The 10,337-nt window shown below is 71.6% G+C and carries 9 protein-coding genes; 7 read left to right on the top strand and 2 right to left on the bottom strand.

From position 1 onward, the window contains the following. Positions 1–79: 79 nt before the first annotated feature. Both ACWEV0_RS25295 and ACWEV0_RS25290 read right to left on the bottom strand, forming a co-directional pair. Positions 80–1,738 carry a hypothetical protein gene (locus tag ACWEV0_RS25295; RefSeq protein ID WP_453151740.1) on the bottom strand — a complete coding sequence of 553 codons (1,659 nt, stop codon included), beginning with the start codon at positions 1,736–1,738 and terminating at the stop codon, positions 80–82. Positions 1,739–1,950: 212 nt separating this feature from the next. Next, positions 1,951–4,158, bottom strand: coding sequence for an elongation factor G-like protein EF-G2 (locus ACWEV0_RS25290; protein ID WP_453151739.1), 2,208 nt, complete (start codon positions 4,156–4,158; stop codon positions 1,951–1,953). 318 nt (positions 4,159–4,476) lie between these two features. Here ACWEV0_RS25290 and pgsA point away from each other — a divergent pair, with 318 nt between their 5' ends. The 7 genes from pgsA to ACWEV0_RS25255 all read left to right on the top strand — a co-directional run bounded on the left by pgsA (position 4,477) and on the right by ACWEV0_RS25255 (position 10,274). Further along, complete coding sequence (pgsA, locus tag ACWEV0_RS25285) at positions 4,477–5,136, top strand: phosphatidylinositol phosphate synthase (protein ID WP_453151738.1); 660 nt, start codon at positions 4,477–4,479, stop codon at positions 5,134–5,136. Between the two features lie 8 nt (positions 5,137–5,144). After that, the gene (locus ACWEV0_RS25280) at positions 5,145–6,041 is read left to right on the top strand and encodes a phosphatidylinositol mannoside acyltransferase (protein WP_453151750.1); all 897 of its coding nucleotides are present in this window, start codon (positions 5,145–5,147) and stop codon (positions 6,039–6,041) included. Continuing rightward, positions 6,038–7,195, top strand: coding sequence for a glycosyltransferase family 4 protein (locus ACWEV0_RS25275; protein WP_453151737.1), 1,158 nt, complete (start codon positions 6,038–6,040; stop codon positions 7,193–7,195). The genes ACWEV0_RS25280 and ACWEV0_RS25275 overlap by 4 nt, the downstream gene beginning before the upstream one ends. An 85-nt stretch (positions 7,196–7,280) precedes the next feature. After that, on the top strand, positions 7,281–7,823 hold the full coding sequence (locus tag ACWEV0_RS25270; protein WP_453151736.1) for a hypothetical protein: 543 nt from the start codon (positions 7,281–7,283) through the stop codon (positions 7,821–7,823). Positions 7,824–7,948: 125 nt separating this feature from the next. After that, positions 7,949–8,863, top strand: coding sequence for a pyridoxal 5'-phosphate synthase lyase subunit PdxS (pdxS, locus tag ACWEV0_RS25265; RefSeq protein WP_403796817.1), 915 nt, complete (start codon positions 7,949–7,951; stop codon positions 8,861–8,863). A 5-nt stretch (positions 8,864–8,868) separates the two neighbouring features. Beyond that, a complete protein-coding gene (gene pdxT, locus ACWEV0_RS25260) occupies positions 8,869–9,459 on the top strand; it encodes a pyridoxal 5'-phosphate synthase glutaminase subunit PdxT (RefSeq protein ID WP_453151734.1) in 591 nt (196 codons plus the stop codon). Positions 9,460–9,521: 62 nt separating this feature from the next. Then, positions 9,522–10,274 carry a YebC/PmpR family DNA-binding transcriptional regulator gene (locus ACWEV0_RS25255; protein WP_031005521.1) on the top strand — a complete coding sequence of 251 codons (753 nt, stop codon included), beginning with the start codon at positions 9,522–9,524 and terminating at the stop codon, positions 10,272–10,274. Positions 10,275–10,337 lie beyond the last annotated feature (63 nt).

Below are 10,337 nucleotides of genomic sequence, written 5' to 3'. Positions count from 1 at the left end.
ACTCGGCCCCGCCACGGGGGCCGCGTCCGACGGTGATGGTGCCGCCGTGGGCCTCGACGACACGTATCCCCTGCGGCGCCTACGCGTCGTAGATGTCCGCCTTCTTCGGGCCCGGGTCCTGGATCCCACCGCTCAGCACCAGCGAGCGGGCGCTGAACTTCTCCGTGTCCACGCCGTGCTCGTCGAGCACCTTGATCGTCGCGGCGTGGACCGCGCGCAGCACCGGAGTGGCGGCGCGGATCGCGTCGTCGGCCATGAAGCGGTGCCGCCAGGGCTGGCCGGCCCAGGCGTGGCGCAGGCCGAAGGGCTCGGGCAGGACGAGCTTGCCGCCGAGGAAGTCGAGGATCGGCGGGAACCAGGTGAGCGGGGCGCGCACGGCCTGGCGGACGACGTCGTCGGTGTCGGTCAGCGGCAGCTTGATCTCGCGGGTCTCCCAGAACCTGACGGTCTTGGAGACCTCCTTCGTCTTCGCCTTCGGCTTCGTCGTGAACAGGCCGTGCACCGGGCCGAGGGCGTGACCGGTGACCTCGACGCGCAGGGTGTGGTGGAGCGAGGTGACCGTCACCATCATGGTGAGGACGAGCTGGCCGTCCCACAGGGTGAACTGGACGCCGAGGTAGTGACGGTTGCCGCTGCCGAACTGCTGGTCGTTGCAGATGCGCTGTATCTCGTGCGGCTTCACCTGGTAGTGGACGATGTTCTCGCCCTCGGGGCGGGCGACCTCGTCGGCGCCCTCGCCGACGGGGGAGACGATCCAGTGCTTGACGGTGGGCTTGGGGAAGCCGGTCTTGAGCGAGCCGCGTTCGAGCAGGGTGAGCTCGGTGTGGATCTTGCGGACGACGTCCCAGGCGCGGAAGTCGTGGATCTCCTTGCCGTTCTGCGGGAACAGCTCCTCGGCGAGGGTCCAGCTGCCCCAGCGGGTGCCCATGCCCAGTATTCCCTTGGGTCCCGCGTAGAAGACGACGTTGGACTGCTGCTCGGCGGTGAGCTTCTCCAGGTTGACGCGGAGTTCCTCGGCGGTCTTCTCGGTGGGGTCCTTCGGTACGGCCTCCGGGATCGCGGCGCCGACGCCACCGCCGCTGAGCAGGCCGGTCCAGCGCTCGCGCAGGTCGACGGCGGTGGTCTCGCAGATGCGGCGGGCCAGGAACCAGCCGACGACGGGGGCGGCGATCATGGCGCGCAGGTAGTTGGGCAGCAGGCCGTCGAAGGGCAGCTTGAGCAGCACGAGCAGGGCGAAGAGGCCGGCGGCGACGAGCAGGGCGGTGCCGACGGCGCTGGTGCGCTTGTTCTCGTTGCCGGCGACCGTGCGGCGGAGCTGGATCACGCCGAGCCAGAGCAGCAGGCCGGGCAGGAACAGCACGCCGAAGACGAGGGTGACCAGGGTCAGTTTGATGTCGCGCTGCTTGCGGATGCGGGTGGCCGCGAGGCAGTGCTCGACGACCGGTTGCGGTTCGGCTCCGAAGGACTGGATGAGCGGTTTGCGGGCGCCGCCGAGCATCCGTACCTGGACGGCGCGGGAGAACGCCTCACCGAGGTCGGGCCGGAAGAGCTTGGCCCATTTGCCTTCCTTGACCGTCGACTTGTGCCACTCGTTGTTGGCTTCCAGGATCGTCTCGACGGGGCTGTCGCGGTACGCGGCGGAGGCGAGGGCAAAGGTCGCCGCCGTCTGTGCGTCCGAGCCCTGCAACGGGATCTGTGCCCCGGGTCCGAAACTGCCGATCGTCACTGCCGCCCCCATCGCCACGGTTCCTGTGCGGGCTGTTCCCAACCGCCGCGCCCCGCACACCTTCTGAGCTGGGCACCACAGCGTAACCGGGCGACGACGGATGCGTCACGGGAGCGGGCGGGGACGACCGAATGGCCGAATGCCGCCCGCCCGAGGGGAGTTGGGCGGGCGGCATGCCTGTCGGGCCGTCAGGGGCGGCTCCGCACGCTGCTGTGCGGGTTCGGTCAGGCGCCCTTCTCCGCCTGTTCGCGGATCCTGTCGGCGAGGTGGGCGGGCATCGGCTCGTGCCGGGCGTACGTACGGTCGAAGCTTCCGGTGCCGTGCGACACGGAGCGCAGGTCGATCGCGTACCGCCCGATCTCGATCTCCGGGACCTCGGCGCGCACCAGGGTGCGGCCGGGGCCGACCTGCTCGGTGCCGACGACCCGGCCGCGCCGCCCGGACAGGTCGCTCATCACGGGGCCGACGTAGTCGTCGGGGACGAGGACGGTCACTTCCGCGACCGGTTCCAGGAGGTGGATCGGCACGTCGGCGGCCGCCTCGCGCAGGGCGAGGGCGCCGGCGGTCTGGAAGGCCGCGTCGGAGGAGTCGACCGAGTGCGCCTTGCCGTCGCGCAGGGTGACCCGGATGTCGACCAGCGGGTATCCGGCCGCGACTCCCTTGGCCGCCTGGCTGCGGATGCCCTTCTCGACGGAGGGGATGAACTGGCGCGGGACGGCGCCGCCGACGACCTTGTCGACGAACTCGATGCCGCTGCCCGGCGGCAGCGGTTCGACGTCGATCTCGCAGATCGCGTACTGCCCGTGCCCGCCGGACTGCTTGACGTGCCGGCCGCGGCCGGCGGAGCCGGTGCCGAAGGTCTCGCGCAGCGACACCTTGTGCGGCACGGTGTCGACCTGCACGCCGTACCGGCCGCGCAGCCGTTCCAGGGCCACGTCGGCGTGTGCCTCGCCCAGGCACCAGAGCACCACCTGGTGGGTGTCCTGGTTCTGTTCGAGCCGCATGGTCGGGTCCTCGGCGACGAGCCGGGCGAGGCCCTGCGAGAGCCGGTCCTCGTCGGCCTTGCTGTGTGCCTCGATCGCCAGCGGCAGCAGCGGCTCCGGCATCGACCACGGCTCCATCAGGAGCGGCGCGTCCTTGGCTGAGAGCGTGTCGCCGGTCTCGGCGCGGCCCAGTTTGGCCACGCAGGCGAGGTCGCCGGCCACGGCGTGGGCGAGCGTGCGCTGCTGTTTGCCGAACGGGGAGGTGAGCGCGCCGACCCGTTCGTCGACGTCGTGGTCCTCGTGGCCGCGGTCGGTGAGCCCGTGGCCCGACACGTGCACGGTCTCGTCGGGCCGCAGCGTGCCGGAGAAGACCCGGACCAGCGAGATCCGGCCCACGTACGGGTCGGAGGAGGTCTTCACGACCTCGGCGACCAGCGGCCCGTCCGGGTCGCACACCAGCGCCGGGCGGGACGCGCCCTCGGGCGTGGTGACGGCCGGCGCCTCGCGCTCCAGCGGGGTGGGGAAGCCGCCCGTGATCAGTTCGAGGAGCTCGACCGTGCCCAGGCCCTGCTTGCCGCCGTCCGAAGCCGGGGCGGCGGCGAGCACCGGATGGAAGGTGCCGCGCGCGACCGCCTTCTCCAGGTCGTCGATCAGCGTCTTGAGGTCGATGTCCTCGCCGCCGAGATAGCGGTCCATCAGGGTCTCGTCCTCGCTCTCGGCGATGATCCCCTCGATGAGCCGGGCCCGGGACGCGGCGATCAGCGGCCGCTGCGCCTCGTCGGGCGGATCCTCCCGTCGTGCGCCCGTGGTGTAGTCGAAGATCCGCTCGGTGAGCAGCCCCACCAGGCCGGTGGCCGGGGCGTGCCCGTCGGCGGCCTCCGCGCCGCGCACGGGCAGATAGAGCGGGAGTACGGCGTCGGGGTCGTCGCCGCCGTAGAGCGAGGCGAGGATCTCCGTGAGCTGGGTGTAGTCGGTGCGGGCCGTGTCGAGATGGGTGACGACGATCGCCCGGGGCATGCCGACGGCCGCGCACTCCTCCCACACGGCGCGGGTCGAGCCGACGAGCGCGTCGGGCTCCTGGGCCGCCGAGACGACGAAGAGGGCCGCGTCCGCCGCGCGCAGACCGGCCCTCAGCTCCCCGACGAAGTCGGCGTATCCGGGGGTGTCCAGAAGGTTGATCTTGCAGCCGTCCCATTCGACGGGGACGAGCGAGAGCTGTACGGAACGCTGCTGGCGGTGTTCGATCTCGTCGTAGTCCGAGATGGTGCCGCCGTCCTCGACGCGCCCGGCCCGGTTGACCGCGCCCGCGGTCTGGGCCAGGGCCTCGACGAGGGTCGTCTTGCCCGATCCGCTGTGGCCGACCAGCACCACGTTCCGTACGGCCGAGGGCCGGTCGGCCGTTGGAGCCCTGCCGGCGGCTCCGGAGTGGGGGTTCGCCTTGTCGCCCATGATGTTCCTCCCGACTGCTCGCACGGTGAGGTGGCGGCGCGGGCGCGGGGAGCGCGAGGACGGCCCGGTGTGGCGCGTGTCGCGTGCGGCTCCGGGGACGCCCGCGGTCGTCCTTCGAGCTTTGCACCGACGTCACGGTGCGTCCATACGTCGTACGCCCGGCGGCCCGGCAGCGGCTCCGCGGTGGCCCGGCGGCTGCCGCGCGCCGTTCCCGCGAGCCGTCCCCGGGTGCCGCCGCTCCGGCCGGGGCCCGCGTGGCTACGATGGGTGAGCCGGTGGTCGTAGGGGCCGCGCGGCCCACCGAACCTCGGGAAGGCCATGCTGAACAAGTACGCGCGTGCGTTTTTTACGCGTGTCCTCACACCGTTCGCCGCGTTTCTGCTCCGCAGGGGCGTCAGCCCCGACACCGTCACGCTCATCGGCACCGCCGGGGTGGTGGCCGGCGCGCTGGTCTTCTTCCCGCGCGGAGAGTTCTTCTGGGGCACGATCGTCATCACGCTGTTCGTCTTCTCGGACCTCGTGGACGGCAACATGGCGCGACAGGCCGGCCTGTCCAGCCGCTGGGGCGCCTTCCTCGACTCGACGCTCGACCGGGTCGCGGACGGGGCGATCTTCGGCGGCTTCGCGCTCTGGTACGCGGGCAAGGGCGACGACAACATCCTGTGCGCCGTGTCGATCTTCTGCCTGGCCGCCGGCCAGGTGGTGTCGTACACCAAGGCGCGCGGCGAGGCGATCGGCCTGCCGGTGGCCGTCAACGGCCTGGTCGAGCGGGCCGAGCGGCTGGTGATCTCGCTGGTCGCGGCCGGTCTCGCCGGCCTGCACACGTTCGGCGTGCCCGGCGTCCAGGTGCTGCTGCCCATCGCCCTGTGGATCGTGGCGGTCGGCTCGGCGGTGACCCTCGGACAGCGGGTCGTGACGGTACGCAGGGAGTCGGCGGAGGCGGACGCCGCCGCCCGGGGGAGTGAGGCGACGTCGTGAGCGGCGGCATGCGGGAGAAGCTGACGGACGGTCTTTACGGGCTCGGCTGGGCCACCGTGAAGAAGCTGCCCGAGCCGGTGGCCAAGGGCCTCGGCCGGCGGATCGCCGACACCGCGTGGAAGCGGCGCGGCAAGGGCGTGCTGCGCCTGGAGGCCAACCTCGCGCGGGTCGTGCCGGACCCGACGCCGGCGCGCCTCCAGGAGCTGTCGAAGGCCGGCATGCGCTCGTACATGCGCTACTGGATGGAGTCCTTCCGGCTGCCGACCTGGAGCAAGGAACGGGCGGCGAACAGCTTCGACCCGAAGGACGTCCACCACCTGACCGACGGGCTCGCCTCCGGCAAGGGCGTGATACTCGCGCTGCCGCACATGGGCAACTACGACCTCGCCGGCGTGTGGGTCACCCGGGCGCTCGGCGTGCCCTTCACCACCGTCGCCGAGCGGCTCAGGCCCGAGACGCTGTACGACCGGTTCGTGGCCTACCGCGAGTCCCTCGGCATGGAGGTCCTGCCGCACACCGGCGGGGCCGCCTTCGGCACGCTGGCGCGGCGGCTGCGGGCCGGCGGGCTCGTCTGCCTGGTCGCCGACCGCGACCTGTCCGCCTCCGGCGTCGAGGTGGACTTCTTCGGCGAGAAGGCCCGGATGCCCGCCGGGCCCGCGATGCTCGCCCAGCAGACCGGAGCGCTGCTGCTGCCCGTGACGCTCTGGTACGACGACACCGACGTCATGCAGGGCCGCGTCCACGCGCCGATCGAGGTGCCCGAGTCGGGCACGCGCGCCGAGAAGACGTCCGTCATGACACAGGCCCTCGCCGACGCCTTCGCCGGCGGCATCGCGGACCACCCGGAGGACTGGCACATGCTCCAGCGACTGTGGCTGGCGGACCTGGAGGCGAACCGCTCTTGAGGATCGGCATCGTCTGCCCGTACTCCTGGGACGTCCCGGGCGGCGTCCAGTTCCACATCCGCGACCTCGCGGAGCACCTGATCCGGCTCGGCCACGAGGTCTCCGTCCTCGCGCCCGCCGACGACGACACACCGCTGCCGCCGTACGTCGTCTCCGCCGGACGCGCCGTGCCCGTGCCGTACAACGGCTCCGTCGCCCGCCTCAACTTCGGTTTCCTCTCCGCGGCGCGGGTCCGGCGCTGGCTGCACGACGGCACCTTCGACGTCGTCCACATCCACGAACCGACCTCTCCGTCGCTCGGGCTGCTCACCTGCTGGGCGGCGCAGGGCCCGATCGTGGCCACCTTCCACACCTCCAACCCGCGGTCGAGGGCGATGATCGCCGCCTACCCGATCCTGCAGCCGGCGCTGGAGAAGATCAGCGCCCGGATCGCCGTCAGCGAGTACGCCCGGCGGACCCTGGTCGAGCACCTCGGCGGCGACGCCGTCGTCATCCCCAACGGCGTCGACGTCGACTTCTTCGCCCGCGCCGAGCCGAAGAAGGAGTGGCAGGGAGGCACGCTCGGCTTCATCGGCCGCATCGACGAGCCCCGCAAGGGCCTCCCCGTCCTGATGCGCGCCCTGCCGAAGATCCTCACCGAGCGCCCGGACACCCGGCTCCTCGTCGCCGGCCGCGGCGACGAGGAGGAGGCCGTCGCCTCGCTGCCCGCCGAGATGCGCGGGCGCGTCGAGTTCCTCGGCATGGTCAGCGACGAGGACAAGGCGCGCCTGCTGCGCAGCGTCGACGTGTACGTCGCCCCCAACACGGGCGGCGAGAGCTTCGGCATCATCCTCGTCGAGGCGCTGTCCGCGGGCGCGCCGGTGCTCGCCGCCGACCTGGACGCCTTCGCCCAGGTCCTCGACCAGGGCGCGGCCGGCGAGCTCTTCGCCAACGAGGACGCGGACGACCTCGCCGACCGCGCGATCCGCCTCCTCGGCGACAAGTCCCGCCGCGCCGAACTCAGCGAACGCGGCTCGGCGCACGTGCGCCGCTTCGACTGGTCGACGGTCGGCGCGGACATCCTCGCGGTGTACGAGACGGTGACGGACGGCGCGGCGTCGGTGGCGACGGACGAGCGGGCGGGCGGGGGGCTGCGGGCGCGGCTGGGGCTGTAGGGCGTCGCCCTGCCGGGCCGTCGTCCCGCCGCGGCCCGGCTCTCCGGCCCTCGTGCCCGCAACGGTCCCGGTAGCCTGTGCGCCCGTGACCGAAACCCTGATCTGGACCGTCGTCGCGCTGATCCTCGTCGGCGTCTATCTGAGCTGGACCGCCGGCCGCCTCGACCGCCTCCACACCCGCATCGACGCCGCCCGCGCCGCGCTCGACGCGCAGTTGCTGCGGCGCGCCTCGGTCACCCAGGAGCTCGCCACGTCGGGGATCCTCGACCCGGCCGCGTCGATCGTGCTGTACGAGGCGGCGCACGCGGCCCGGCAGGCGGAGGAGGACCAGCGGGAGGTCGCGGAGAGCGAGCTCAGCCAGGCGCTGCGGGCGGTGTTCGGGGAGCCGGAGCAGGTCGACGTGGTGCGGCAGGCGCCGGGCGGCGAGGAGGCCGCGGGGGAGCTGGCGGCGGCCGTGCGCCGGGTGCCGATGGCGCGGCGGTTCCACAACGACGCCGTGCGCGCCGCGCGGGCGCTGCGCCGTCATCGCAAGGTCCGCTGGTTCCGGCTGGCCGGTCACGCCCCGTTCCCCATGGCCTTCGAAATGGACGACGAACCGCCCGTCGCCCTTGCGGATCGCCCGGCCTGACCGCCCTCCGCCTTCGTAACGAGCGAAAACGAGCCACCGGGTCGGCATTGGCCCTTGATGTGGACCGGCCGTGGCCTGTTTCCTCGCCCTAGTCGTCAACCCCGTTGTCACGAGTGAGGTACCCCGTGTCCACCACGCCTTCCACCAACGTCCAGTCCCCCGAGACCGGCACCGCCCGCGTCAAGCGCGGCATGGCCGAGCAGCTCAAGGGCGGCGTGATCATGGACGTCGTCAACGCCGAGCAGGCGAAGATCGCCGAGGACGCGGGCGCCGTGGCCGTCATGGCCCTGGAGCGGGTCCCGGCGGACATCCGCAAGGACGGCGGCGTGGCCCGCATGTCCGACCCGAACATGATCGAAGAGATCATCGAGGCCGTCTCCATCCCGGTCATGGCCAAGTCCCGCATCGGCCACTTCGTCGAGGCCCAGGTCCTGCAGTCCCTCGGTGTCGACTACATCGACGAGTCCGAGGTCCTCACCCCGGCCGACGAGATCAACCACTCCGACAAGTGGGCCTTCACCACCCCCTTCGTCTGTGGCGCCACCAACCTGGGCGAGGCCCTGCGCCGCATCGCCGAGGGCGCGGCCATGATCCGCTCCAAGGGCGAGGCCGGCACCGGCAACGTCGTCGAGGCCGTCCGCCACCTGCGCCAGATCAAGAACGAGATCGGCCAGCTGCGCGCCCTCGACAACAACGAGCTGTACGCCGCCGCCAAGGAGCTGCGCGCCCCGTACGAGCTCGTCAAGGAGGTCGCCGAGCTCGGCAAGCTCCCGGTCGTGCTGTTCTCCGCCGGTGGCGTCGCCACCCCGGCCGACGCCGCGCTGATGCGCCAGCTCGGCGCCGAGGGCGTCTTCGTCGGCTCCGGCATCTTCAAGTCGGGCGACCCGGCCAAGCGCGCCGCCGCCATCGTGAAGGCGACCACCTTCTTCGACGACCCGAAGGTCATCGCGGACGCCTCCCGCAACCTGGGCGAGGCCATGGTCGGCATCAACTGCGACACCCTGCCCGAGGCCGAGCGCTACGCGAAGCGCGGCTGGTAAGCACCATGAGCCACACTCCCGTCATTGGTGTCCTGGCCCTCCAGGGCGACGTACGGGAGCACCTGATCGCCCTGGCCGCGGCTGACGCCGTGGCCAGGCCGGTCCGGCGCCCCGAGGAGCTCGCCGAGGTCGACGGCCTGGTCATCCCCGGTGGCGAGTCCACCACCATCTCCAAGCTGGCCGTGCTGTTCGGCCTGATGGAGCCGCTGCGTGAGCGGATCGCCGCGGGCATGCCCGTCTACGGCACCTGCGCCGGTCTGATCATGCTCGCCGACAAGATCCTCGACCCGCGCTCGGGCCAGGAGACCTTCGGCGGCATCGACATGATCGTGCGCCGCAACGCCTTCGGGCGGCAGAACGAGTCCTTCGAGGCGGGCGTCACCGTCGCCGGAATAGACAGCCCCGTCGAGGGCGTCTTCATCCGTGCGCCGTGGGTGGAGTCCGTCGGCGCCGAGGTCGAGGTGCTCGCCGAGCACGGCGGCCACATCGTCGCCGTGCGGCAGGGCAAGGCCCTCGCCACCTCGTTCCACCCGGAGCTCACCGGCGACCACCGGATCCACGGCCTGTTCGTGGACATGGTGCGCGCCGAGCGCTGATCCGTTCCCGGTAGGATCTCTGGGGTTCGTTCAGAAAATGGTTACGCGAAGGAGACAGGCAGATGTCCGGCCACTCTAAATGGGCTACGACGAAGCACAAGAAGGCCGTGATCGACGCCAAGCGCGGCAAGCTCTTCGCGAAGCTGATCAAGAACATCGAGGTCGCCGCCCGCACCGGCGGTGCCGACCCCGAGGGCAACCCGACGCTCTTCGACGCCATCCAGAAGGCGAAGAAGCAGTCGGTCCCGAACAAGAACATCGACTCCGCGGTCAAGCGCGGCGGTGGTCTCGAGGCCGGCGGCGTCGACTACGCGACGATCATGTACGAGGGTTACGGCCCGAACGGTGTCGCGGTGCTCATCGAGTGCCTCACCGACAACCGCAACCGCGCCGCCTCCGACGTGCGTGTCGCCATGACCCGCAACGGCGGCTCGATGGCCGACCCGGGCTCCGTCTCGTACCTGTTCAACCGCAAGGGCGTCGTCGTGCTGCCCAAGGGCGAGCGGACCGAGGACGACGTCCTGGAGGTCGTGCTCGACGCGGGCGCCGAGGAGGTCAACGACCTCGGCGAGAGCTTCGAGGTCATCAGCGAGGCCACCGACCTGGTCGCGGTCCGCACCGCGCTCCAGGAGGCCGGCATCGACTACGACTCGGCCGAGTCCAGCTTCGTCCCGACCATGCAGGTCGAGCTCGACGAGGAGGGCGCGCGCAAGATGTTCAAGCTGATCGACGCCCTCGAGGACAGCGACGACGTGCAGAACGTCTTCGCCAACTTCGACGTCAGCGACGAGGTCATGGAGAAGGTCGACGCCTGATCACGGTCTTTCTCACCAGCGGGCCGACCGGACACACCCCACGGCCCCCGGTGTTGTAAGAGG

The sequence above is a fragment of the Streptomyces sp. NPDC003943 genome, assembly GCF_053605265.1.
This window is presented reverse-complemented; position numbering and strand designations above follow the sequence as displayed.

Coding starts and splice junctions, on each gene's coding strand:
- ACWEV0_RS25295 (WP_453151740.1), bottom strand. CDS start 1,738: ATGGGGGCGGCAGTGACGATCGGCAGTTTCGGACCCGGGGCACAGATC.
- ACWEV0_RS25290 (WP_453151739.1), bottom strand. CDS start 4,158: ATGGGCGACAAGGCGAACCCCCACTCCGGAGCCGCCGGCAGGGCTCCA.
- pgsA (WP_453151738.1), top strand. CDS start 4,477: ATGCTGAACAAGTACGCGCGTGCGTTTTTTACGCGTGTCCTCACACCG.
- ACWEV0_RS25280 (WP_453151750.1), top strand. CDS start 5,145: ATGCGGGAGAAGCTGACGGACGGTCTTTACGGGCTCGGCTGGGCCACC.
- pdxT (WP_453151734.1), top strand. CDS start 8,869: ATGAGCCACACTCCCGTCATTGGTGTCCTGGCCCTCCAGGGCGACGTA.
- ACWEV0_RS25255 (WP_031005521.1), top strand. CDS start 9,522: ATGTCCGGCCACTCTAAATGGGCTACGACGAAGCACAAGAAGGCCGTG.